The 26,042-nt window shown below is 41.8% G+C and carries 21 protein-coding genes; 9 read left to right on the top strand and 12 right to left on the bottom strand.

Annotated elements, in window-relative coordinates; translation table 11 throughout:
• The first annotated feature begins 397 nt into the window (after positions 1–397).
• Positions 398–2,917 carry a glycoside hydrolase family 9 protein gene (locus tag H6A27_RS04670; protein ID WP_204507878.1) on the top strand — a complete coding sequence of 840 codons (2,520 nt, stop codon included), beginning with the start codon at positions 398–400 and terminating at the stop codon, positions 2,915–2,917.
• Positions 2,918–2,990: 73 nt separating this feature from the next.
• Here H6A27_RS04670 and H6A27_RS04665 read toward each other — a convergent pair whose 3' ends face one another.
• Together H6A27_RS04665 and H6A27_RS04660 are read right to left on the bottom strand one after the other, a co-directional pair.
• Positions 2,991–3,392, bottom strand: coding sequence for a DUF1573 domain-containing protein (locus H6A27_RS04665; RefSeq protein WP_204507877.1), 402 nt, complete (start codon positions 3,390–3,392; stop codon positions 2,991–2,993).
• Between the two features lie 102 nt (positions 3,393–3,494).
• On the bottom strand, positions 3,495–5,711 hold the full coding sequence (locus H6A27_RS04660) for a RelA/SpoT family protein (protein WP_204507876.1): 2,217 nt from the start codon (positions 5,709–5,711) through the stop codon (positions 3,495–3,497).
• Positions 5,712–5,840: 129 nt separating this feature from the next.
• Between H6A27_RS04660 and H6A27_RS04655 the strand changes: the two genes are divergently transcribed.
• On the top strand, positions 5,841–7,361 hold the full coding sequence (locus H6A27_RS04655; RefSeq protein ID WP_204507875.1) for a DUF4301 family protein: 1,521 nt from the start codon (positions 5,841–5,843) through the stop codon (positions 7,359–7,361).
• 72 nt (positions 7,362–7,433) lie between these two features.
• On the opposite strand, the gene H6A27_RS04650 is transcribed toward H6A27_RS04655, so the two are convergent.
• Entirely contained in the window at positions 7,434–7,934 is a 501-nt protein-coding gene (locus tag H6A27_RS04650) for a GNAT family N-acetyltransferase (RefSeq protein ID WP_204507874.1), read from the bottom strand.
• Positions 7,935–8,107: 173 nt separating this feature from the next.
• Between H6A27_RS04650 and H6A27_RS04645 the strand changes: the two genes are divergently transcribed.
• From H6A27_RS04645 to purT, 3 genes are all read left to right on the top strand, one after another.
• Positions 8,108–8,455, top strand: a complete 348-nt coding sequence (locus tag H6A27_RS04645; RefSeq protein ID WP_204402815.1) for a PadR family transcriptional regulator — start codon at positions 8,108–8,110, stop codon at positions 8,453–8,455.
• Positions 8,452–9,525, top strand: a complete 1,074-nt coding sequence (locus H6A27_RS04640) for a PspC domain-containing protein (protein ID WP_204507873.1) — start codon at positions 8,452–8,454, stop codon at positions 9,523–9,525. Before H6A27_RS04645 ends, H6A27_RS04640 begins: the two co-directional genes overlap by 4 nt.
• Before the next feature lie 148 nt (positions 9,526–9,673).
• On the top strand, positions 9,674–10,843 hold the full coding sequence (purT, locus tag H6A27_RS04635) for a formate-dependent phosphoribosylglycinamide formyltransferase (RefSeq protein ID WP_204507872.1): 1,170 nt from the start codon (positions 9,674–9,676) through the stop codon (positions 10,841–10,843).
• Positions 10,844–10,993: 150 nt separating this feature from the next.
• Here the strand turns inward: purT and H6A27_RS04630 are convergent, their stop codons facing one another.
• From H6A27_RS04630 to H6A27_RS04615, 4 genes are all read right to left on the bottom strand, one after another.
• A complete protein-coding gene (locus H6A27_RS04630; protein WP_204507871.1) occupies positions 10,994–13,198 on the bottom strand; it encodes a cytochrome c biogenesis protein CcsA in 2,205 nt (734 codons plus the stop codon).
• 72 nt (positions 13,199–13,270) lie between these two features.
• The gene (locus H6A27_RS04625) at positions 13,271–14,947 is read right to left on the bottom strand and encodes a di-heme oxidoredictase family protein (RefSeq protein WP_204507867.1); all 1,677 of its coding nucleotides are present in this window, start codon (positions 14,945–14,947) and stop codon (positions 13,271–13,273) included.
• A 122-nt stretch (positions 14,948–15,069) separates the two neighbouring features.
• Complete coding sequence (locus H6A27_RS04620) at positions 15,070–16,260, bottom strand: imelysin family protein (RefSeq protein ID WP_204507866.1); 1,191 nt, start codon at positions 16,258–16,260, stop codon at positions 15,070–15,072.
• A gap of 43 nt (positions 16,261–16,303) precedes the next feature.
• On the bottom strand, positions 16,304–17,596 hold the full coding sequence (locus H6A27_RS04615; RefSeq protein WP_204507865.1) for a hypothetical protein: 1,293 nt from the start codon (positions 17,594–17,596) through the stop codon (positions 16,304–16,306).
• A 200-nt stretch (positions 17,597–17,796) separates the two neighbouring features.
• On the opposite strand from H6A27_RS04615, the gene H6A27_RS04610 reads away from it, so the two are divergent.
• Positions 17,797–18,378 (top strand): HdeD family acid-resistance protein, encoded by a 582-nt coding sequence (locus H6A27_RS04610; RefSeq protein WP_204507864.1) that lies wholly within the window; start codon positions 17,797–17,799, stop codon positions 18,376–18,378.
• Between the two features lie 104 nt (positions 18,379–18,482).
• On the opposite strand, the gene H6A27_RS04605 is transcribed toward H6A27_RS04610, so the two are convergent.
• The 3 genes from H6A27_RS04605 to zupT all read right to left on the bottom strand — a co-directional run bounded on the left by H6A27_RS04605 (position 18,483) and on the right by zupT (position 21,102).
• On the bottom strand, positions 18,483–19,334 hold the full coding sequence (locus H6A27_RS04605; protein ID WP_204507863.1) for a helix-turn-helix domain-containing protein: 852 nt from the start codon (positions 19,332–19,334) through the stop codon (positions 18,483–18,485).
• 188 nt (positions 19,335–19,522) lie between these two features.
• A complete protein-coding gene (locus H6A27_RS04600) occupies positions 19,523–20,206 on the bottom strand; it encodes an MIP family channel protein (RefSeq protein ID WP_204507862.1) in 684 nt (227 codons plus the stop codon).
• 107 nt (positions 20,207–20,313) lie between these two features.
• A complete protein-coding gene (gene zupT, locus H6A27_RS04595; RefSeq protein ID WP_154042915.1) occupies positions 20,314–21,102 on the bottom strand; it encodes a zinc transporter ZupT in 789 nt (262 codons plus the stop codon).
• Between the two features lie 153 nt (positions 21,103–21,255).
• Between zupT and H6A27_RS04590 the strand changes: the two genes are divergently transcribed.
• The 3 genes from H6A27_RS04590 to cbiB are packed head-to-tail and all read left to right on the top strand — an operon-like array spanning position 21,256 to position 24,705.
• Positions 21,256–22,755 (top strand): cobyric acid synthase, encoded by a 1,500-nt coding sequence (locus H6A27_RS04590; protein WP_239469570.1) that lies wholly within the window; start codon positions 21,256–21,258, stop codon positions 22,753–22,755.
• On the top strand, positions 22,748–23,767 hold the full coding sequence (locus H6A27_RS04585; RefSeq protein ID WP_204507861.1) for an aminotransferase class I/II-fold pyridoxal phosphate-dependent enzyme: 1,020 nt from the start codon (positions 22,748–22,750) through the stop codon (positions 23,765–23,767). The genes H6A27_RS04590 and H6A27_RS04585 overlap by 8 nt, the downstream gene beginning before the upstream one ends.
• Positions 23,749–24,705, top strand: a complete 957-nt coding sequence (cbiB, locus tag H6A27_RS04580) for an adenosylcobinamide-phosphate synthase CbiB (protein ID WP_204507860.1) — start codon at positions 23,749–23,751, stop codon at positions 24,703–24,705. The genes H6A27_RS04585 and cbiB overlap by 19 nt, the downstream gene beginning before the upstream one ends.
• A 7-nt stretch (positions 24,706–24,712) precedes the next feature.
• On the opposite strand, the gene cobC is transcribed toward cbiB, so the two are convergent.
• Entirely contained in the window at positions 24,713–25,258 is a 546-nt protein-coding gene (gene cobC, locus H6A27_RS04575; protein WP_204507859.1) for an alpha-ribazole phosphatase, read from the bottom strand.
• A gap of 13 nt (positions 25,259–25,271) precedes the next feature.
• Positions 25,272–26,021, bottom strand: a complete 750-nt coding sequence (locus tag H6A27_RS04570; RefSeq protein WP_204507858.1) for an adenosylcobinamide-GDP ribazoletransferase — start codon at positions 26,019–26,021, stop codon at positions 25,272–25,274.
• Between the last annotated feature and the right edge of the window lie 21 nt (positions 26,022–26,042).

The following is a 26,042-nucleotide window of genomic DNA, read 5'->3' as shown; positions in this document are numbered from 1 at the left end:
AGGAACAGAAATTCTTCATGTAAAGTTTATCAGGAAAGTTGAAGAAGTGTAGTGAACTTTTTTAGTAATAAACCAATAAAAGTGTAAAGTAAATTTAGGCATAGTCAAGCTTCCAAATGGCTTGAAAAAAACATGGCCGTGTTCAATCTCAAACACGGCCATGTTTAAGTTAAAACGCGGCCATGTTTTTTTAAAAAGTCTAAGTCCCAATAATCGTAGATTAGAACTGTGATTATATGACTTCAAAATTAACGATTAAAGAGTTGTATTGTCAATGTGCAATGCAGCTCTTTTTTATTCTCACTTTTGTTAATATTTTTAAAAAAACGAATGTGTGGATTAAACATAGCCTTTATAATACAGTCTAAAAAATATTCTTATTTATATGAAAAACAACATGAAAAACATTTTCTTAGCATTTGGCCTATTGGCCACTACTTTTGCTCAGGCACAGGACCTGAAGCTGAACGATAAAGGGTATTTTGAAAAACAAGGCATCAATGTGCTGGTATTCAGCAATAGTTTTGATGGTGGGTTTAATGATGAAAAAAATTCCGGTATTGAAATCATACAACATGGTATCCGGAGTATCCAGGGAGGTGCGGTCAGATTGAACAGCACACCTGAGCAATGGGATCTTGTCCCCAAGATGACTTTCAGGAATGTGGACCGCGAGAAAGGTGTAATTGAGGTTGGGTTACGTTATGAAGATTATGATTTTGACAGTAGGATAGTAGTCACCTCAAAAGGCGAGACTGTAGAAATTGCAGTCTGGCTTGACAGTCCTGTTCCGGAAGAACTGGCAGGCAAAGCCGGCCTAAATTTAGAGTTCTTGCCCTCAAGATATTGGCTTAAGACGTTCCTTATGGATGGTCGTCTGAACAGATTTCCGCGTTATGCCAGCAGTCAGACCGTTACGCGTCCCAACAGTGAGAAACCAAGACAGTTTAAAGGTTTTAAGACTTACGACGACAGAGGAACCGGGCGTTTTATCAATCCATTGCCTATTGAAACAGGTCATAATATAACAATGGCGATGGATGATCCTGAAAGAATGATAAGTATTAATAGCAGTGATTCTGAGTTGGAATTATATGACGGCCGTATGCTGGCGCAGAATGGATGGTTTGTATTAAGAAGTGTCCTTCCCAAAAACAAGACCGGAAAGGTGGTAAGCTGGACAGTTAAGCCAAACGCCATTGATGGTTGGATTCGCAAACCTAATATCGGCTTTTGTCAGGTGGGATATACTCCCGAGCAGCCAAAGGTAAGCGTTATAGAACTGGACAAGAATGATACTCCCAAAAATGTTGCCGCCCTTATGCGAATAAATGAAGACGGAACAGTGTCTAAAGCTTATGAAGGAAAGATAGAAACGTGGGGAGATTATTTCAAGTATAACTACGTAAAGTTCGACTTTTCGGATGTGAAAACTCCGGGTGTATATTATATACAGTATGACACTGTCAAAACTAACAATTTCATTATTGATAGCCATGTATATGATAAGATAACAGATGCTACAACAGATGTATGGGTTCCTATACACATGAATCACATGTATGTGAACGAAGCGTACCGTGTATGGCATGGCGAACCGTTTAAGGAAGGATATCTGCAGGCTCCTCCAAGCGACCACTTTGATTTGCATTATCAGGGACCAACTACTGATACTAAATACAAACCTTTGGAGCTTATACCGGGTTTGAATGTCGGTGGTTTCTTCGATGCGGGTGATTTTGATATTGAGACGGGTTCGAATATTAATGTTGTGGAAAACTTCATTCGTACATGGGAATTATTCAAACCACAGCGTGACGAGACATTCGTAAGCGAACAGCAACGTTATGTTGATTTGCATTGTCCAGACGGTAAACCTGATATAATGCAATATATTGAACACGGAACATTAAATCTGGTGGCACAGGCTGAACAGATTGGTCACATGGCTTCTACATTGTCAAACTCAGTGCTGGACAATTATCATCATCTTGGTGATGCGGCATCCATAACCGACGGGTTACATTATGATCCTTCTTTAAAACCTTATGAAGTGTCAGCTGATGGCAAACGGAGTGGAACTCCCGATGACATGTGGGCATTTACAACGAGAAATCCTGAGCTCGATATGCGTGCGGCGACTATGTTTGCGGCTGCTGCCCATGCACTCGAAGGCTATAATGACAGTCTGGCCGCAAGAGCGTTGAAGCAGTCAAAGCGTCTGATGCAGGAGGCTGAGGAATTAATGAAATTGTCTGATAAAAAATCCTCAGACCAAAGGAAATACGGATTTGCGGCCACCAATATGCAGTTATATGCCGCTACGCGCGATAAAAAATATCTTGATGCCTTTATGAAGGAAATATGGAGCGGATTGGACCGGAATCTTGAATTTAATATTCAGACAGCATTAGACGCTATTCCTTATATGGATGAAGCTTACCGTGACAAACTGAAACCATACGTAGAGAAATTTGCAAAATACATTAGTGGTTTTGACAAGCAGAATCCATACGGTGTGCCTATTGGTCTTGGAAACTGGGCAGGAAGCAATCAGGTGCTCAGTTTTGGAACAGCAGTATGTTTCGCTCATTATTATTATCCGGAAATAGTGAAGAAAGATGAGGTATATCGCGCCGCCAACTGGATGTTCGGTTGTCATCCTTATCATAATTATTCGTTTGTCGCGGCAGTTGGAGCAGCACGTCCTAAGAAGGTATTTTATGGTAATAATAGGGCTGACTTTTCATTCATCCCTGGCAATGTCGCTCCTGGATTACTTTTCCGTAAGCCGGACCATTTCGAAAATTTCGATGACTGGCCTTTCTTGTGGGGACAGAATGAAGGTACAATTGCTGGTAACACACAGTATATAATATTCGGCTCTATATTTAAGAACATAGTCGATAGAAAATAATTGAAAGATATATAAAGAAATAGGCTGTCACGCATGACAGCCTATTTCTTTATATATTCTATTGTTTATTTTTTTATTCTGCGTCAGCAGCCGCAGGCATCATATCACCTTTTACTATCAGACGGGTGATTTCAGACTTTCCGTTAGTACGTAATGTTATAGTTTTCTGGAATCTTCCGGGGAACTTTCCGGCACCATTGTATGTAACAGTTATCTCACCGCTTTCTCCCGGTTGTATCGGTTCTTTGGGATATTGTGGTACGGTACATCCGCATGTTGCTATAGCCTGGTGTATCACTAACGGACCGTCGCCTACGTTTGTAAACTTGAATGTGCATGTCACCTTCGGACTGCTTTCGGAAAAACTGCCGAAATCGTGAGTGGTATTTTCGAATTTAATTTCAGCTGTGCCTGCTGCTACTACCATTACAATACCCATAAAAAGCATTAATGTGGTAAGAATGAACTTTCTCATATTATTGGGTTTTATATTTAACGTTGCAAATTTACTTTTTAAATTATTCTCTGTACATGTTTTGCGGTAAAATTAACAGATGTTTCCTGTATAGTGCTGATTTTAACCTCGGTTCACCTGTTTGACACCTTTTACTGTCCTCAGTTTCTTTATCAAAGCCTCAAGTTTTGATGTATCGTCCACCATTACCGTCAGCATTCCGGAGAATAGTCCGTCGTTTGAATCTACACTTATAGACCTTAAAAGGATATTGTTTTCCTTGTTTATTATTGACGTTATATTAGTTACTATACCAATATCGTCATGACCGACAATCTTCAGTGTAATAGGATATTGCTTGCCCTGGCTCTTGCCCGCCCATCTTGCGCGTACAATTCTGTACGGAAAGCGCGACTTCATATCATGAGCGTTTGGACAGTCGCACCGGTGGATTTTTATGCCGCCTGATATGGTAACAAATCCGAATACATCGTCGCCATAAATAGGATTACAGCATTTTGCAAGGTTGAAGTCAATACCTTTCAGGTTTTGGTCAATAACCAATACATCGTCCTTGAAATAATCTTTCAACTCTGTGTTCTGCTGCAGGTTGTATCCTTCAGCGCTTCTGTATATCACTTCATCACGTTGTTCTGTCTCTCGTTTCTGTAACTCCTGATATTTTTCTATAATATTGTTTATATCACTGCTTTCGTCGGATATGCTTTTATAGAAATCGGTAACAGTCTTGAAACCCATTTTTTTGATGAGTCTCATAAGTATGGATTCGTCATATTCAATCTTTTTATTCTTGAATTTACGTTCCAGGGTTTCTTTCGCAAACTGTGTCTGTCTGGCGGCAATTTCCTTCAATGCCTGTCTGATTTTTGTTCTTGCTTTCGAAGTAGTAACAAAATTCAGCCAGTCCTGCTTAGGTACCTGTGTGCTCGAAGTCATTATTTCAACCTGGTCTCCACTGTTCAGTATCTGTTTGAGTTGTACATTCTTTCCATTAACCCTTGCTCCGATACATTTGCTTCCCAGGTTGGTATGGATTGTAAAAGCAAAGTCAAGAACAGTCGCTCCCTGAGGCAGTTTGTATAAATCGCCTTTAGGAGTGAAAACGAACACTTCATCCTTATACAGGTCGAGTTTGAACTGGTCCATAGCTTCAAGGTCGCTGTCGGCATTTTCAAGCGTCTCGCGTATTGAGTTCAACCACTCGTCAAGTCCTGTCTCGCCCTTTATTCCTTTATATCTCCAGTGTGCGGCCAATCCTTTCTCTGCTATTTCGTCCATCCTTTCGGTACGAATCTGTACTTCAACCCATTTCCCTTCAGGACCCATTACGGTGATGTGTAATGATTCGTATCCGTTGCTTTTAGGAACAGACAGCCAGTCGCGAAGACGTTTAGGGTTAGGAAGATACATATCAGTAACGATGGAGTAAGCCTGCCAGCACTCCTGTTTTTCCTTGTCAAGTTCTGAATTGAGGATAATTCTGATAGCAAACAGGTCATATACACCTTCGAAAGGGCACCCCTGTTTTTTCATCTTCTGATAAATGGAGTGAATAGACTTGGTTCTGCCTTTCATGTGGAACTTGAGTCCGGCTTCTTCCAATTTCTTCTTTATAGGTTCTATAAATGCGTCGATGTATCTGTCGCGGGCTGCTTTTGTCGCATTAAGCTTGTCCTTGATGTGATAATATATATCATGTTGTGTATATTTCAATGACAAATCCTCAAGTTCGGATTTTAGCTTGTATAGTCCGAGTTTGTGTGCAAGCGGAGCGTATAGATATGCCGCTTCGTTTGAGACCATGATTCTGGCTTCATCATTCTCGCTGTCCTTTATCTGACGCATGAGGTTCACCCTGTCAGCAATAATGATAAGTATCACTCTCATGTCTTCGGCGAAGGACAACAGCAAGTTTCTGAAGTTCTCGGATTCTATTGTAGGGCTTTTGGCATATAGCTCGTTTATTTTCACCAATCCTTTGATTATTATTGCAACGTCTTCGCCATATTCGTTTTTTACTTCTTCAAGTGTACACAAATTATATTTTACAGACTCGTGCAACATTATTCCGAGTATTGACGCACGGCGCATACCTATTTCTTCGGCAACTATTACAGCAGTCTGCATATCCTTGATTATCGGATTCATTCCAAAGGCATTTCTTGGGATGCTTCCGTCTTTCATCACCTTGATAAGGTGTGATTTTATTTTTCTGCAATCGTCCTTTTGCAGTGTATCTTTTGATAGTCTTAGCAGTTTCTTATATAGTGAAACAAGTTGTTCTTTTTCGTTTTTGTTAAAAAAAGCGGTTTCTTCCATGGCTTAATCTTTTTTCTTCCGTGTAAAGGTAGTTTTTTTCTTATTTATATGTGTTATATTTCGTTCTTTTTTATAATTTTGAACTGATTTATATACCATAGAACGAATTCATTACTTAATTTATACAATATGTTAACACAAGAAGACAAAGATTTATTGGCTAAAAAAGGCATTTCCGAGCAGCAGATTGCCGAACAGTTAGCTTGTTTTGAGAAAGGTTTCCCTTATTTGAAACTATTTGCGGCTGCATCTGTAGAAAACCGTGGTATCATGTTGATAGGCGAGGATGCTCAAAAGACATATCTTGCGGCATGGGACTCGTATAAGGAAAGCGATAAGAAAGTCGTTAAATTTGTGCCTGCATCAGGTGCCGCGAGTCGTATGTTTAAGAATATGTTTGAGTTCCTGGGTGCAGATTATGATGTTCCAACTACTGATTTCGAAAAGAAATTCTTCAACAATATCAAGAATTTCGCTTTTTATGCCGATCTTGACGCCGCTTGCGTAAAGAATAACGGTAAAGGTATCGATGCATTGGTAGCTGAAGGTAACTATAAGGCTGTTGTGGCCAACCTGCTTGAGTCCGCAGGATTGAATTATGGTTCACTTCCTAAAGGCTTGCTTAAGTTCCATAAATATGAAAACGGAGCACGTACTCCTCTTGAAGAACATCTTGTAGAAGGTGCGCTTTATGCAGCAGGAAAGAGCGGGGAAGTTAATGTACACTTTACCGTTTCTACTGAACATCGTGAACTTTTCGCTAAACTTGTTGATGAAAAAGTAGCGCAATATGCTGCCAAATATGGTATAAAATATAACATCAGTTTCTCTGAACAGAAACCAAGTACAGACACTGTGGCTGCTGATATGGAAAACAAGCCTTTCCGTGATAATGGAAAACTGTTGTTCCGTCCGGGTGGTCATGGCGCTTTGATTGAAAATCTTAATGACCTTGATGCTGATATAGTATTTATCAAGAATATCGACAACGTTGTTCCTGACAGACTGAAAGCTGATACCGTTACTTATAAGAAATTACTTGCCGGAGTATTGGTTACACTTCAGAAACAGGCTTTCGAATATTTGCAGCTTCTTGACAGTGGACATTACCGTCATGATGAACTTGAAAACATTATCCGTTTTGTCCAGCAACAGTTGCATTGCCGTAAGGATGATATTAAGGACTTGGAAGATGCCGATTTGGTTATCTATTTGCGTAAGAAACTTAACCGTCCTATGCGTGTATGTGGTATGGTTAAGAACGTCGGCGAACCTGGTGGTGGTCCGTTCCTTGCCTATAATCCTGATGGAAGTGTCTCTTTGCAGATTCTGGAAAGTTCACAGATTGACATGAACGATCCTGAAAAGAAAGCTATGTTCGAGAAGGGTACTCACTTCAATCCTGTTGATTTAGTTTGCGCTATTCGCGATTATAAAGGCAATAAGTTCAATCTTGTGAACTATGTTGACAAGGCTACAGGCTTTATTTCATACAAGTCAAAAGGCGGTAAAGAACTTAAGGCGCTTGAACTTCCAGGATTGTGGAATGGTTCGATGAGCGACTGGAGTACTGTTTTTGTGGAAGTTCCATTGAGCACTTTCAATCCTGTAAAGACTGTTAATGACTTGCTGAGAGACCAGCATCAGTAATTCATAGTATTATATTAATAAGATAAAAAATGCATGCAGTGTGAATCTTTTCCGATTACTGCATGCATTTTTTTATTCTATATCGATTGACATTATATAATCGTTCATATAGAATCCGTTTCCAATATCGAAATCACCTTCCGACGCTTTCTTCATGCCCATGTGGAGATAAAATCCAAGTGCCTTATTATTGCGGTTTACGTTGAGTTCCATCCTGCATGGTTTCTTGTTTATTTCTTTTACAGCTTCCTTGGCTTTACAGAATAATAATTTTCCTATATGCTCCTTTTGAAACTTTGGCAAGACGTATATTTTCTGAAGATGAAACAAATCTTCTGCTTCTTTCTGTATTGATACATATCCGGCAGGCTCATTGTCGGTGAAAGCCATGTAATATACATGCCCTTCTTCTGTCATCTGTTTTAGGAGATTTTCCGGCGAATACATCCAGTCCATCATGTAATCAATCTGTTCTTTGGTCAGGATATCCTGGTATGTAGCAGGAAATGCTATCCAAGCAAGTTTGTTTATCAGTGGGATATCCTCTGTTGTAGCTTTTCTAATTGAAACCATATTTAGTCGTTTTTTTATTTGTACAATTGCAAAAATAACTTTTTATACAATTCATTATAACGGTCTTCACTGTTAATTATGCTGAAAAAATGAATATATCAAGTACTTTGCAATACAAGGTAGTTGAATTATACATATATTTGTGCTAAACAAATAAATCAATATAAATATTTATGAATGTTGACAATGTAAAGTCTCAGATGCGTAAGGGGATGCTTGAGTATTGTATTCTCCTGTTACTGCATAGGGAACCGTCGTATGCTTCGGATATAATATTGAAGCTGAAAGAAGCGAAACTGATTGTTGTAGAGGGAACTCTTTATCCGCTGCTGACAAGACTGAAGAATGATGGTCTTCTTTCTTATGAATGGATTGAATCAACTCAGGGACCACCACGTAAGTATTATAGTCTTACGTCAGATGGAGAAGGAGTATTGTCCGAACTTGAATCGGCATGGGATGAACTTTCCGATACAGTAAATCATTTAAGAAATGAACTTTTAACTATTGAATCAAAATGAAAAAGACATTAACGGTAAATTTAGGTGGTACGGTCTTTAATATAGATGAAGATGCGTATGTACTGCTTGACAACTATTTGAATAATTTGAAGTACCATTTCCGTAACGAAGAAGGTGAGGAAGAAATTATACGTGATATGGAAACACGTATTTCTGAATTGTTTTCAGACTATATAACTCGTGGACAGCAAGTCATTACAATAGAAAATGTTGAGGAAGTGATAGCCAGAATGGGTAAGCCTGAAGAGATAAATTCAGAAGGAGATACTGGCGGTGATGGTTCTAAGTCAAGTAGGAATACATATTCAGATAATACGGCTAAACGCCGTCTGTTCAGAGATCCAGATGACAAGATTCTTGGAGGTGTACTGTCCGGACTTGCTTCATATTTCGGTTGGGATGTGGCATGGACGCGAATAATAACTCTTATATGCGGAATATTCTTTCATGGCTTTATCATTGCGTATATTATTGCTTGGATAATAATACCTATGGCCCGGACGGCTACTGAGAAACTTCAGATGAGGGGTGAGCCTGTAAATATGGAGAATATAGGAAAAACCGTTACCGACGGATTCGAAAGGATGAATGACTACGTCCATTCTGGTAAGCCTCGAACATTCCTTGAAAAACTTGGAAACGCTTTTTTTGCTGTTGTAGGTTTTATTCTCAAATTATTCCTGGTTGTACTTGCTATATGCCTCGCTCCTGTAGTGTTAGTATCATTGATAGTACTTTTTGCATTGTTAATGGCAGCGACAGGAGTTTTAGTTAGTGTGCCGGCATTCTTCTATGAAGCATTGCCTTACATTAACTGGGATATGGTGGGTACATCAACAGGAGCTGCAGTGACAATGGTTCTGTGTGGATTATTAGTCATTGGAATACCTATTGTGGGCATTATCCATTTTATATTGCATGTTGCAGGAAAGAAAGAGCCAATGTCAACTCCTGTAAAGATTTTTTTGATATTTCTTTGGATTATTGCAGCTGTAATAAGCATAATATTGGTATCTCAGGCTCCTTTCATCATACAGCCTTCACATTTTATATTGAACAGAATAATATAAAATCAAGGTATAATATTTTAGGAAAAATGTTATCTTTAGATAAGATGGGCTGCACCTCGGAATTAAATGTTGAAAACTTTGTTTTCACTTTGTATTTCACTCGGTTTGCACTATCTTTGCAGATATATAGACTAAAACTCTTATAATTATGACTAAAAAAATACTTTTGCTTGGCTCCGGAGAATTGGGTAAGGAGTTTGTAATTGCTGCCAAAAGATTGGGACAGTATGTAATTGCATGTGATTCTTATGCCGGTGCACCCGCAATGCAGGTTGCCGACGCTTGTGAGGTGTTCAGTATGCTTGATGGAGAAGCGCTTGACAAGGTTGTAGCAAAATATCGTCCTGATATTATTGTACCTGAAATAGAAGCTATCCGTACGGAACGTCTTTTCCATTTGGAACAAGAAGGAATTCAGGTCGTTCCAAGTGCCCGTGCCGTAAACTACACAATGAACCGTAAGGCTATTCGCGATCTTGCTGCAAAAGAACTGGGACTTAAGACTGCCAAATATTTCTATGCCAAATCATACGAAGAACTTAAAGAAGCTGCCGAGAAGATAGGTTATCCTTGTGTTATCAAACCATTGATGTCTTCTTCAGGAAAAGGACAGTCTGTAGCCAAAGGTCCGGAGGATCTTCAGTATTCATGGGATTATGGATGCAGCGGAAGCCGTGGTGACATTAAGGAACTCATTGTAGAAGAGTTCATCAAGTTCGACAGCGAGATTACACTTCTTACTGTAACTCAGAAGAACGGTCCTACATTGTTCTGTCCTCCTATAGGTCATGTTCAGAAGGGTGGCGACTACCGCGAAAGTTTCCAGCCTGCACGCATCGCTCCTGAACACTTGGCTGAGGCTCAGCAGATGGCAGCTAAGGTTACAGAAGCACTTACAGGTTACGGACTTTGGGGAGTAGAGTTTTTCCTGAGCCACGATAATGGCGTTTACTTCTCAGAACTTTCTCCACGTCCACATGACACAGGTATGGTGACACTGGCAAATACTCAGAACCTTAACGAATTTGAACTTCATCTGTATGCCATCCTCGGATTGCCTATACCGGGAATCACTCAGGAACATATCGGTGCAAGTGCGGTAATTCTTTCACCTATAGCAAGCAAGGATACCCCTCGCTATAAAGGAATAGAAAATGTATGCTCACAGCCTGATACATACTTACGTATATTCGGCAAGCCATTTACTAAGTTGAATCGTCGTATGGGTGTTGTGGTATGCTACGATAAAGTAGGCGGAAATCTTGATGCCCTGCGTGACAAATGTAAGTCGCTTGCGGCAAAGGTAGAAGTTTATTGATACTATTGAATAGTAATTAAACAGTATTCAAACAGATATTAAATGCTCGGTAAACGCTATATAATCAGTGTTTGCCGGGCATTTTGTTTGATAAAGTTACATTTAAATACTGTTTAGTGAGTGTTTATTTGTTGTTTATGTTCTGTTTACTCAAGCATAACTGTGCATCCCTCCAAGTATAAAGTTTACTCCGAAATAAGTAATCAGCACCGATATGAAAGCCAGTATGCAGAAACGGTGGAAGAACATCGGGCTTTTGAAAAAACGGATAGATTCGGTATGCAGTGCCGAAGAGTAAATCAGCATCGTTATGAGTGCCCATACCTCTTTAGGATCCCAGCCCCAATATCTTCCCCACGACACGTTTGCCCATATTGCTCCGATAAAAATCCCGAACACTAGCAGGAATACTGCCGGATAAAGGATTATGCGGCTGTTGTTTTCCAGATTGCAGACCTCATTGCTTCTGTTTCCGCTTCTGTGAAGAATTTCGGCAGAGATTCCGTTCAGCATCATGATGGCAAACAGGGAGTAAGAAATCATGATGGACATAACGTGTATGCTCAGGAGAGGCGATGACAGAACCGGCATAAGCGGTGTTATGGCAGGATTGCTGTCGCCCATCATTGCGACCAGCAGTGCGAGTCCGGAAATCATATAGCCTACCGATACGGAATTGTTCATGCGTCTGTAGAAAATAATGCTGAACAGAATTGAAACTACTGACATTATCAGCATCGTTTCAAAACCGTTTGAAACAGGTATGTGTCCGCTTATAATCCATCTAAGCGCAATAATCACCGACACGTAGATGAGGGTAGGGAACAGCAGTATATACATGTAGCGGTTTGTTCCGCTCTTTCCTTTTCCCTTTACCACATTATAAATCTGGAATATATAGCCGAATATACCTATTGTGAGACAGAACATGGCGAGCAGTTTCAGATTGGCAAACGAATTGTATATCCTCTCTGCCTTAAATTCTGTGTTCGATGGCAGCGAGTTTCCGGCTTCCTTTTCCTGAAACTTTATGATTTTGTCTGTCAGTTTTTCCGTTCCGTCAAAATCTTTCATTGCCACTTTCTCTGCGATATAGTTCATGCTGTATCTTATGAACAGCCATTTGTCGCGCTCAATGTCCGATGGCAGATTGTCGGGAATTGAGTACCATGTATATGCACCTTTCTCATTGTCGAATACCGGATATATCTTCAGAAGATTTCCGGTACATAATGAGCTTATCAGACTGATTTTCTCCGCTGCCTCTTCCAGTTCGCGGATGCGCTTTCTGTCTTTCTCGGTTTTCAGCTTATTGTCTATTTTAAATCCGTCTGTCCCTATAAAGTCCGTCAGTTTGGCATACTTGCTTTCTACGCCCAGTACTTTCTGAACATATTTACTTTTTATGCGGATAAATGGCTCTTCTTTCCAGTAGTCGTAATAGAAGAAACATCCCGTCAGTACTTGTTCTGCCGACAGATCTTCGTAGCTTTTCTCTCCGTATATCTTCTTTGTGAAATCAATGGCAAGGGTTTGCAGTGGGGCTATCCGGCCGTTATAATTTACGCGTATGTTTCCGAAGATTTCAGCTGTACCGGCAGGGAGAGTAGGTGGCAGTTTGTTTTCGGCAAACAATGACGCAAATGGTATGATGAGTAATATGAACACTGCAGAAATCCTTTTCTTAAAAGCGGATTTCTTTTCAAAGAAGAACAGTATCATTGAAAGAAAGAGGAGTAAATATCCCGTGTAAGTGACGGCAATGCCAATCGGGTCGTGGCTTACGTATAGTGTGCTTCCCTTTCCGTCGGCATCATATCCCGACTGGTAGAAACGGTAACCTCTGTGTTTGAATATACGGTTCATCGAGACTGTTCCTTCCGTATCCGAACCGTCGTGTATTGATATTGTGCTTACATAATCCATGGGTGTTGAAGTGCCTGAATAGTATTCTGTTCGGAATTCCTTAAGCGAAATACAAAAAGGTAGTTCGTGTTCTGTTTCGTCTGATGTCCTGAAACTCTGTTTCGGATTTTCGTCCATTCTGAGATGTATGCTACCTTGTAGTCCGAAGATGTGTGTTATGAAAGCACCAGACAGTATAATGATGAAGGAGGCATGCATGCAGAAAGTGATTGTCCGTTTATTCAGTTTCCGTTCTAGAATATATACTGTGCCGGAAATGGCGGCTACAAACCATAATGCAATGAAAATAGGGTTAGAATAGAAATGTTGGCTGACAAATGGTGTGCCGTATGTTTTTTCTGCTATTGTGGCTGACACCATGATTATTATCAGCAGCGAAATAGTTATGATAGTAGTCTGTTTGGATATTTTCAGCAACTTGTTGGTCATATATAGCGAATGTCTGTTTGAAAGACTGTCCTCCGATGTGCAGATGGGAGGACAGTCTTGTATATTTATATCTTATATCGAATCGATAAACTTTACTATTGCATCTCTGTCTTCTTTTGATAACTCCCTGAATTTCTGCACGGTATAGTATGCATCACTCTTTTCGTTGCCATGCCACATGATTGCTTCTATTACGTTTCGTGCCCGGTTGTCATGAAGTCTGTCCGCTGTAGCTGAGCCTGTACATCTCTGGTGCAATCCTCTTCCCCAAAGCGGAGTGGTTCGGCACCATCCTGTACGGATATCATTCTCCATGTAAAGCTTGTGCTGAATCATGTCCGAGTAAGGCCATATCTTCTGGTTAGGATATTTAGGAAGGCGGCTGTCACCTTTGCTGAAAATACCGTTAGGGTCGTAGAAATTGTCGTCGCCCGTAGTCCATGACGGTTTGTGGCAGTATGTGCAGCCTATCTGTTCGAAGAGTTCTTTACCCTTCAGTACATCCGGGTCGTCAACATTTCTTGCTGCCGGCACTGCAAGACCTCTGTGCCATACCATGAAATCCACGTAATCCTCGTCGCTCATTTCCACGTCAAGTTCTTTCGAGGTGAGATAAGCAAGTATGGCTGCTTCTATATCTTCCGGATTTTCGCTTGCCGGATGCCATGTAGGGTGATTCTTTTCAGGGTCAGCCTGCTCGATATAATCCTTATATCCAGCCTGTACTTCAGGGTCTTTTGCAGAATATTTGGCGTATGTTCCTGCTGCGTCAAGGTAGTGGTATCTTCTGTTTGTTCTTGTCACGTTTGTGATATTCCACAAAGCGTTTGATCCTGCGGCGTCCTGCAAAGGTCCGCGGCTAAGGGCGTATGTGAACTTGAATGGATGCTCTTCTTTCACTGTTCCTGGAAGAATATCTGTCGGCTTTGTGTTGCTGTACTGTTTAACCCACTCTCCGTTCTTGAAGAATGCCGGGTTTATTCCATTTGGCAAAAGTCCGTCGGCTTCCTGTTTGGCATATTCGGCTTTCAGGTCCTCACCGGAGATGGCATCAAGAAGTCCTGTTCCATAGATGCCGATAGTTGATTCCAATCTTACGGCATAGTCTTCCGGCAGGGTATATCCTTGATTGACTACATAAATTGCTTCTTTAGGTATTTTTACTTCGGGATATTGCAGTTCGTATTTCTCACCATCGGGGAATGTGTTGTTCCACTGGTCTGTATGGTTTTTCCATTCCACAGTTATCTTGCTTTCGTCCAGAGGAGCCTTGAATGGTTCCACCGCATGTGTCTGTGGCATACCTGCAAGCCAGCTTACGTATGCGTCTGTCTGTGGATTATAAACTACCAGCAGACATCCGTTTCCTATGCTGTTTGTTTCGAATGTTCCGGCAGGAAGTCTCTTCCCGTGTCCGTATCCTGGGTGGCAGTGTATACACGATGTTCGTATGTACACAGGACCTAGTCCGTTTCTCACTCCGTCATGATTACTCATGAAAGGTTTTTCAAATAGTGCTTCTCCGTTCTTGAACTGGCTGTCCATGCCGGCCTGTTCTACTGCCGGAGTTGGTTGTTCTAAGGCATTAGAGGTTGCCAGAAAAGCTGTGCCTAATTCACCGCCTGTGTAGTACCATTCAGGAAGCTCACCTGGCTGGTTGCCGTTATCCGGTGTGTCGCCGGTATTGTCCTGGCATGCAGTCAGTCCGGCAAATAACGCTGTACTTGCAAGTAAATAAAATTTCTTCATAAGTTAGTTATTTTACATTTAAAGGATGTTTAATACATGTCTATGTTTTGTTAAACAGTGAAAGGTGTATAACACTATGGTTACACACTTTACACTGTAACTGTAACTGTAAATATTTATTATTAATTTTCATTCAATACGTTTGCTGCTTCACTAAGTGTATTTGATACTTTAGCCACTGCTGCTATGGCATCTTTGGTAGTCTGGCTTGTAGCATTCTTTGCGAATGGTTCAGGAATTTTCTCTATAGATGTTATTGCGGCTGCTATAGCGTCTTTTACAGCTTTATCTTTTTCCGCATTTACCGATGCGATGAAGTCGCTCACGGACTTGTCTCCGTCGTTGCTGCCTTCGTATGCATTTTTGATGCTTCGGATATTATCCGCAAAGTCAACAATAGAGTTGAGACTGTATGGCGATTCGATATAGTTCTTATCCTCTTCGCTACTTCCGTTGGCAGGACGTCCCATTTTCTGTTCAGCCACTTCGTCGGCAATGTCGATGCAGCCTTGAAGGATTTCCTGAGCGGCATCAGTGTAATTGACGTATTTGCTACCGCCTTGACCTGCATTTAGCATGCTTTCTCCGTAATTGAATGTCGGTTCAAGTTCGTTGTCGGTAAGTATTGTCTGTTTTTCGGATGATACATTGTCCATGCCTGCCCATGAAGCTTCGAGGCGTACACACTGGAAGCACAGGTCTTCAGCCACAGCTGCCATGTAAATCATCTGGTTTTTGTTTAGTGAATTTACGTCTCTTGCCGATGACTTGTCGCCTGACGCGTTAAGCTGGAAGAGCATATACTCAATGGCATGGAAACCAAGCAGACCGTATCCCAGGTTTGCACTTACGTATGCACCGCCGCCTTCACCGATGGCGTTCATCATGCCCTGGTTGTTGAGCAGCTGTTCCAGTGCCACCTTGTCAAGAGGCCATGAGTCGATATGCGGGTCGATGTTATAATCGGCTGCTGCACCGAAAAGGAATGCTTCGCTCAGCTCCCAGTATTTTCTTGATTCCTTCCAGTAGTTACCGGCTTCTGTAATCTTTTCCTGGGCACCGCTCTTGTCGCCGTCGAATTTGTCTTTCGCTTCATTGCATGCATTCATCAGTTTGATGGCCGCATCAGCCATACTCTTGTAGGTGGTGATTACGGTGTTGTTCACGTAGGGAGTAACAGCATCTTTCAGTGTCTGCTCCTTTGCAGACAATTCGCCTGGGTTTTCACCATTGTTTTCATCGCACGATGTCATTGATGTTGCCATGATAGCACTCATTGCTATAAAGGCAGAAGTCTTTAAAATACTTTTCATTTTAGTTGTTGAATTAAAGTTATACATGTTTGTTTTTTGTGGATTATCTTGTGAAGAATCCTGCGTAGGCTATGCCAAGCGATACGGCAGGCTCGTTATTGTAAATATCTTTCAGAAGTCCTATGGAATATTCCCCCTTGATGACAATCTGTTTCATTGGGAAATAGTTGATACCTGCCGCTATGCGGTTTCTTCCGCAGTATTCGTATTTCAGTCCGCTGGTTTTGTGCATTGAGTCATAATAATCGTATCTTCCGAAGATGTAGAATTTCTGGTCCTTTGCCCTTGTCTTTTCGAACTGAGAGAAAAGGTCGTATCCGGCTTCTATTCCTGCAGCAATGGCATCAGATGCTACTGCCTGTTTTGGGGAAGGGGAGTTGCTGCTCATTCCCATATTGTATTCGCTTATCAGCTGAGCGTCGGACAGATGGCCATAGTCGAAGTTACCTCTCACTATCCAGTTATGACCGTTATATCCGAAGTCGAATGCTCCGATAGCTACTGTACCTTTTACATTCTTGAACTTCTCCTTTTTGCTTCTGCTCAGAGTGTTGCTGAACGAGTTGCCTACATATCCGCTCACTGAAAGTCGAAGTCCTTTAATAGAATAATTATCCACTCTGAAAGCTCCAGCCATGGCGTTTGCAATCTTGAATTCATATGGGCTTCCTGCTCCGCCTTGAATCCAGTTCATACGGTTGAAACGATCGGAATCAAGTCCCGGCAGTAACATGGCCTCGTATCTCCATTTTCCTGCCTGTCCCCAAAGACTGATTCCTGTTTCGTGCCATGTACAAGGCATAATAGTGTTTTCACCCTCCGGACGGTAGACTCCGAAGAATTCGGTTGGCATATGATGCTGGTTTGTCCCTCCCACAGGTACTATGATATGTCCCATCTTGATATTGAATTCCTTACAGAAAGATTTCTGAATCCAGAACTGTTCGAGTGCCACTTCGCCTCCGCGTTCTATTTCGCTCTCGTATTCGCCGGCTTCTTCCTCTTCTATTTCAACGGCGCTTTCAGTTCCTCCGTGCTCGAACTCGATTTCACTTCCCAGCGACCATCCTTTGCCGAAGTCGTAACCTACGTAGAATACCACATGCGGAAGGTCAAATCTGCCGTGGCTTTCACCCTTATAGTTCTTCGCGTCTGTATATCTGAGATAGTTGTCGCTGAAGAAGTTTCTGCTGTATGCAGCCTCGCCATATCCTCCGAATGTAAGTCTGCTTTCTTTCTTTTCCTCTTTCTTGTTTTCTGCACTGTTGTCGGCAAATGCGGCATTGAGTGTAAGGGCCGAGAACACGGCCGTAAATAAGATTCTTCCTGTTGCCATGATTTTATGTCCTTTTATAGTTTTTTAAGTCATGGCAAAGATATCGGCTTTTATACGTTACGTCAATACCTATAAATTGGTAAAATTATACTTAAAAATACCTATAAGTAGGTATATGACGTAATCAAATTGGAGATTTTTTTGTTATTTATGCAATATATACTTAAATTCGTGTTGACAATAAAAACAAAATTTTGGTTATGAGAAACTTTAATTACTATGCGTTGAGCAGTATATGTGCTCTTATAATAGGCATTCTGTTAGTGGTATGGCCAGGCGAAGCAGTACGCTATCTTGTTATAACAATTGGAGTACTGTTCATGCTACCCGGGCTTATAGGTGTGTTTGGATATCTGGCAACTGCAAAGCGTAGGCAAGAGGCCGGCATAAAATCTGTATTTCCGGTTGCTGCGGTAGGTAGTGCTTTGTTGGGATTCTGGCTTATGATTATGCCTGACTTTTTCATTACCACTTTGATGTATGTACTTGGTGTATTATTGGTGCTGGCAGGACTTTCTCAATTGTTTAATTTCATATCGGTACGCAGTATCACCAAAGTGCCGTTTCTGATGTATGTTGTTCCTGTATTGGTATTATTGGCTGGTATAGTGGTTTTGGCAAATCCGTTCCAGGCTGCAACACTTCCTTTTACCATACTTGGTGTTTCCGCTATAGTCTATTCTCTTACTGACCTGATAAGGCTGATACGTTTTAAGAAAAAAGTAATGAAAGAAGAGGAAAACATAGTAGATATAACTCCGATTGAAGAAATCAAGGATTAAAATCTGGAATCAGGTAATTTTTTCAATCTCTTATAACATTAAACAGCGTTTAAACAGTACTTAATTACCGTTTAAACGCTGTTTAAGTTATTACGAATCTTTTTTTATAATTCAGTGTTTCTGTATTGTTTAGGCGACATGCCTGTATATCTTTTGAAATATTTTCCGAAGAAAGAGATGTCAGGGAAGTTCAGCGAGTAGGCTATCTCCTGAATCGTCATTTCCGTAGATTTCAGTTTTGCTTTCGCATCATTTATAATGAATGAAGATATGATGTCTGTCAGGGTCTTTCCCGTAATCTTCTTTATTGTAGTGCTAAGGTGCTGTGGCGACAGATGCATCTTGTCAGCATAAAAACTTACGTTTCTTTCCGTATGATAGTTCATTACCACAGTTCTGACAAGTTCTTTCACTATTTCCTGGTTTCTGTTATATTGCTGGTTTACACTCTTTCCGTTCTTAATCAGATTTCCAAGTCCCAAAATCAGCTGTGTGAAAGTCAGTGCTGCCTGCTCCTGTGTGATAATATTGACTGATATGTTTTTTGCTTTGATAATTATCCTCATATAGCTGTACATGAGGTCAAATGCTTTTTTGTCAAGTTGCAAAACAGGCTTTTCGAAAATAAAAGGGGTGTATTCTATTGATTTTGAGAATAGTGACGAGCTCCTCACAAGCTCTGTGGCAAATCCGGCAAAAATGAATTTACAGTCATCACTTTGTTCCAATACCTGAAAATAAAGGTCCGGCAGCAATATAAGCAATGTCCCTTTTTTCATTGTGTATTGTGTGAGATGTACTGTTATTGAACATGTTCCCTTGAAACATAACAGAAACATATATCCCGGAACTTTTGACGGAATTTTGAACAGATGTTTGATATTTCCTGTAATATCCATTCCTGCCATCAGGTCTATGTTTTGAGGTATATAATCCAGTTTTTCTAAATGTGTCATATTTTATGCTTGTTTCTATGTCAAGCAAAATTACTTGATTATATATTAAATCCCAAAAAAAGACCCATTTTTCTTTGTTTTTGCCCTTTTATTTTATCATAAATGTATTTGACAAAACAAAAAACCTTGTACTGGAACTATGTTTTTGTTCAAATACAAGGTTTATGTGATAATAACTTGCCGGACTTTTAACGTTTGCCTCCGCCTATGAATTTCCATACTAGTGAGCTGAATGCCGCACCAACCAGCGGCGCTACGATGAACAGCCAGAGCTGGCTGAGTGCCTGTCCGCCTTCCATGATGGCCGGACCTATACTTCTTGCCGGATTTACAGATGTTCCTGTAATAGGGATACATACAATGTGTATCAGTGCCAGTGTCAGTCCGATTGCCAGTCCTGCCATGTTTCCTGCGCCTTTCTTCTCGTCAGTCGCACCCAATACCACTAGTACGAATATGAAAGTAAATACCGCTTCGGCGATGAATGCCTGTGCTGTTTCTCCGTTGTCGAAAGTGTTGGCTCCTGTCATTGTAGGTCCTGCGTGTCCGCCGGTTCCAACCAGTATCGACAATATCATAGCCCCTATGATAGCTCCTACAATCTGGAACACTATGTACATAAAGGCGTCTTTCGTATCAATCCTGCCACTTATCCATGCCCCGAAAGTGATGGCAGGGTTTATGTGGCATCCGGAAATGTTTCCAATACAATATGCCATAGCTACTACTGATAAGCCGAAAGCTAACGCAACTCCGATAGTTCCTGTTCCTGCACCTACTATGTCGGCTGTACCGCCGGCAAATACTGCACTACCACATCCCAGCAATACAAGGACCATAGTGCCTAATAGTTCTGCAATGTACTTTCTCATAAACATAAGGTTTTATAGGTTTATGTCTATAAATGTACATATTTTTCTTTGAAAATAGAAATTAAAAGCCTGTTTTAACACAAAATCAGGTATTTGCTTTCTTTATGTTATATCAGCAACAAGCTTACCGCCATTATTGCCATACCGGAGATTACACCGGTAATTCCCCAATGGTGATGTCCGTACTTTTCTGTGCTTGGCAGCAGCTCATCGAATGATATATATACCATGATTCCTGAAACCAGAGCCAGAAGCAGCGCATTGATTGAAGGAGTCCAAAAGGGGATGAGGAAAAGTATTCCTATCAGTGCGCCGATAGGTTCAGCCATTCCCGACAGGAATGAATACCAGAATGCCTTCCTGCGGCTTCCTGTGGAGTGATAGATAGGAACAGACACAGCCACGCCTTCAGGTATATTATGTATGGCTATTGCAAACACAATAGGTATGGCTATTTCAAGGTCGGTAAGTGCCGATGTAAATGTTGCAAGTCCTTCCGGGAAATTATGTATTCCTATGGCAAGCGCCATCATTACTCCCGTCCGCTTCAGCTTCTTATCATTGCCTTGCGATGAATGTATCTCATGCGGATTCTCATCTTCAGGAACCAGGAAGTCTATAAGTGCTATAAGCCCTATACCTATGAAAAAGGCCAGGAGCATATATACCGAAGCTTCGCGTTCGCTGTATATTCCGCTGAGCAGATGCACGGATTCCGGCATAAGTTCCATGAATGATACATAAATCATTACTCCTGCCGACAGTCCCAGTGACGCCGACAGAAACCGTGTGTCTGTCTTTTTCGACAGCAATGCTATAAGGCTGCCTATGCCGGTTGACAGTCCTGCTATAAGTGTAAGCCCGAAGGCCAACAGCATGTCGTTGTTGGTTATCATCTTTATTTGGTGTTTAATTATATCCTGCAAATATAATAACCATAAATATCAGAAAAAAGTTTGGTGAAATAATATTTTTTTACGTCAGACTATATATTTACTTAATTGGTTTATTCGTACTTTTGCGACCGTTTAATAAATGAATAAAAAATAATGACTATACATATCAAACGATTACATCCTTTGATGCTGGCGGGCACAGGCAGTGATGTGGGTAAGAGTGTTCTGGCAACGGCATTGTGCAGGATTTTCTTGCAGGACGGTTATCGTCCGGCTCCTTTCAAGGCACAGAATATGGCTCTCAATTCGTATGCCACTCCCGAAGGGCTGGAAATAGGCAGGGCGCAGGCTGTACAGGCTGAAGCTGCTGGAGTGCCGTGTCATACGGATATGAATCCCATTTTATTGAAACCTAGTTCAGACTGTATTGCACAATTAGTTCTAAACGGAAAACCTTTAGGTAACCGCAGTGCGTATGAATATTTCAGCAAGGAGGGAAGGGACGAGTTGCGCCGTGAGGTATGTGCCGCTTTCGACAGACTGGCGGCACGTTATAATCCTATAGTGATGGAAGGCGCGGGAAGTATCTCCGAAATTAATCTTAGGGATACGGATCTTGTCAATATGCCGATGGCAAGGTATGCCGGTGCGGATGTAATTCTGGTGGCGGATATCGACCGTGGCGGTGTGTTTGCCAGTGCTTACGGCTCTATTGCACTGCAGTTGCCGGAAGACCGCAAGCGCATAAAGGGAATAATAGTAAACAAGTTCCGTGGCGATTTGCGCCTGTTTGAATCAGGTGTGAAAATGATGGAGGAAACTTGTGGCGTGCCGGTGCTTGGCGTGATTCCTTATTATAAGGATATCTATATAGAAGAGGAGGACTCTCTGGAATTGCAGCAGAAACAGCGTGCGGCGGTAAGCGGAAAGGTCAACATAGCGGTCGTATTGTTGCGCCATTTGTCAAACTTTACTGATTTCAACCGTTTGGAGCGGGACGAGCGTGTAAATCTGTATTATACCAATAATACCGAGGAGATAAGCAAAGCTGACATAGTGATATTGCCCGGAACAAAAAGTACTCTGGATGATTTGCTGGAGTTGCGCCGGAACGGGGTGGCCGAGGCTGTAGTCAGGGCGGCACGAAACGGAGCAACCGTTTTCGGTATCTGTGGAGGTTATCAGATGATGGGACTGTATGTAGAAGATCCGGACGGTGTGGAAGGAGGAATAAACCGTTTGCCGGGACTTGGATTGTTGCCTGTTTCTACTGTCATGCATTCGGAAAAGGTTACCCGTCAGACTGAATTCAGATTTCTGGCCCCGGACGGAGATATCTGCAAAGGGTATGAGATTCACATGGGACAAAGCATTTTATCGGCTGACAGTGATGCAGTTCCTTTGAATTATCTGCAGGATGGAACAGCCGAAGGATGGAGAGTGGGAGAGAAATGTTTTGGTACGTATATGCATGGTATATTGGATAATGAAGCTGTTGTCAATTATCTGTTGGCGCCTTATACAGACATTGAAAAAGGAAATATATCCGATTATCTATCATTTAAGGAAGAACAGTATGACAGGCTGGCTGCTCATGTTCGTTCGCACATAAATATGCCATTGTTGTATAAAATACTTTCAGATAATGATTAAAGGACACGGTGATGATATTTTTCAGTACAGGAATGGAATCCGTATGAATTTCAGCTCGAATGTTTATGGAAGTGTTTCTCATGACGGGCTTAATGCCTATTTGTGCAGTGTGATATCATGCATACGTTCTTATCCTGAACCGGAGCCATATTCCCTGGAAAGATTGTGGGCGGAGCAACTGGATATTGTGGATGCTTCGATTTGTGTCACAAACGGAGCTACCGAGGCTATTTATCTTATAGCCCAGGCTTTCAGGAAAAGCCGTTCGATAATTCTGATGCCTACATTCAGCGAATATGCTGATGCGTGTGGGTTGCATTCGCATGAAATCATAAAGGCTTATTCTTTTGAGCGGATGGATATTTCCGGTTGCGACATCTGCTGGATATGTAATCCTAACAATCCTACAGGGAAAGCCGTGGATGTGTATGAACTCCGTAAGATGATAGTCAATAATCCGGGATGCCTGTTTGTAATAGACCAGTCGTACGAGGCGTTTACTGCTGTCCCGTTATTGTCGGCTAAGGAAACTGTTATGTTGCCGAATGTGCTGTTGCTTCATTCCATGACAAAGCATTTTGCCATTCCGGGGCTCAGATTGGGTGGAGTTACCGGAAATCTGGAACTGATAAATGGCTTGAAGAAGTGCAAGATGCCGTGGTCTGTCAATGCTCTTGCCATATCGGCAGGCCATTATCTGCTGACTCATCATGATGAGTTTGAAATCGATTTGCCTGCGTTGCTCCGTGAGAAAGACCGTGTGGCTTCTGCTCTGGAAATGACAGGGGAGATGGATGTCATGAAATCGGATACTCACTATATGCTTGTGCGCCTGAAAAAAGGTAAGGCTTCGGAACTGAAAACTTTCCTGGCAGTGGAAAAAGGAATCTTGATTCGTGACGCTTCGAATTTCGATGGACTTGATGAACGTTTCTTCAGGATTGCCGTACAGATGCCTGAAGAAAATGATGAACTGATTAATTGTATTAAAGAATGGATTTGCATACGTTGAATGTATTGTTGCCGTTGCTTGTGGGAGTAGTGTTGGACAAGTTGTTGGGTGACCCTCTTTGGCTGCCTCATCCTGTGGTAGGTTTTGGAAATATGATTCGCTTTTTCGAACATAGACTGAATAGTGGACGTTTCCGCCGTATCAAGGGAGCGTTTACGGCCTTGCTTCTTATAGCGGTTGTTTTTACGGCATCCTATTTTCTCCTGAAATATGTTTCTTCATGTAGTAACTGGGCTGGTGTGCTTCTTTCGTCAGTTGCAGTGTTCTATTGTCTGGCAGGAAAGACATTGATAGACGAGGTCAGGATGGTATTCGATGCCATGGAAGTGTCGCTTGAAAAAGGCAGGAAGCAGGTTGCACGTATTGTAGGCAGGGATACAAACGAGCTTGACGGTCAGGAAGTACGTGCCGCTGCACTGGAAACCTTGGCTGAAAATCTGAGTGATGGGGTGATTGCTCCGTTATTCTGGTTTATGCTGCTGGGGGTACCGGGCATGCTGACATACAAGATGATAAATACCCTTGATTCGATGATAGGGTACAAGAATGAACGCTATAGACTGTTTGGATATTGTGCGGCAAAGATTGACGATGCCGCCAATTTTATACCGGCACGTATCACTGCTTTTCTGATGGTAATGGCTTCCGGACGTCCGTCGCTGTTGAGATTTGTGCTTCGTTACGGGCATGAGCACGCAAGTCCTAATTCCGGTTATCCGGAGGCTGCGCTTGCCGGTATCTTGAATTGCCGTTTTGGAGGTCCTCACAATTATTTCGGGGAATTGGTGTATAAACCATTTATCGGCAGTAACAATCGTAAGTTTGTATGCGGGGATGCTGATGTGGCTATCCGTATAAACAGAGTTTCCGAAGTCTTTATGATTGTCATTGTGGCTGCCGTGGTTTATATGTCGTCAGGTGTTCTTCCTGTCTCGTAGTCGGGTATCAGAACTCCATCTCTACAATTTCACCATAAGAGGGCTGTTTGCTGAATCCGTTCTCGAATGTTGCCATACCGGCATAAATCATAGCACATACTATGCTTCCGCCGTGGGAGAAAACCACGATTTCGTTTTCTTCCTTTTTAAGAATGTCATCAATAAAGGATGATATCCTGGAATATTGCATCTCCAGAGATTCGCCGTTAGGTGCGGGAAGATGGAGGTAGTCGTCTAACCACCGGGACAGATATGGATCGTCTATCTCGTCATAACGCTTCATCTCCCAGTTGCCGAAATTCATCTCCATAAGCCGCGGGTCATGGACAGCTTCCTTGAAGCCGCAGAACCCGGCAAGCCGTGTGCAGCGTGAGAGTGGACTGGTATATGCTTTCTGGAATGAGTATTTCTTTAGCTGTCCGGCGCATCTTAATGCCTCTTCTTCAAATGAAGCTTTTAACGGTACATCAGTCTGGCCGTAACATGTTCCCGGGATTACATCCGGGGCGGTATGTCTCACCCATACTATTTTCTTCTTTTTTCCTGTACTCATCGTATTTAGGTTTTTATCGGATCAATCCTGAAACTATTGCAATGGAGAACCACATTGACAGTTCACATATCAGAAATGACGCTCCGCAACAATCGCCTGTATATCCACCCAATCGTTTTCGCAACAGGTGTTGTATATAGATAAATACCAGTATCGGAACCGGCAGTGTTATGAAGAAACTGTGAGGCATGAATACAAGCGGAAGCAGTCCTCCGATGGCTGATGCTGTTTCTTCCTTATAGTTTTGTCTTGAGTATATAACCTTTGCTTTGCTTTCTTCTTCTTTACGGGCGTAAGGCAGCAGCCATAGTATATGACTGCATACGAATTTACAGTAAGAATCGCAGCATAGCAGTATAAACGGAGTGTATGACGGATTTATGGAACTCAGGAGCTGGTACCCCAGAAGATAGTATATGATTAATCCCAGGACACCGTATGTACCGATATGGGAGTCTTTCATAATTCTGAGAGTGCTCTCCCTGTCTCTTCCGCCTCCAAAGCCGTCGAAGAAATCGGCAAGTCCGTCTTCATGCAATGCTCCGGTTATGAGAAGACGGACTGTAAGCGCCGCTATTACCGCTATTGGGACCGGAAGTATCTGGCTGACACCCCAGAAACATATCGCCATGATACCGCCCGTGAGCCATCCGCTGAAACTCCAATAGCTGACTACATGTTTGAAACATTCGTCTGGTACGCTTTTGATTTTCCAGAACGGCAGACGGGTGAAGAATATAAAAGCAGCAAGAATCTGATTCATTCCGATAGTCTTTTTTAGTCT

The organism is Bacteroides caecigallinarum, assembly GCF_016902295.1.
Classification (GTDB): Bacteria; Bacteroidota; Bacteroidia; order Bacteroidales; family Bacteroidaceae; genus Phocaeicola; species Phocaeicola caecigallinarum_A.
Note: the sequence above shows the minus strand (reverse complement) of the source record. Positions and strands in the feature narration are given on the sequence as shown.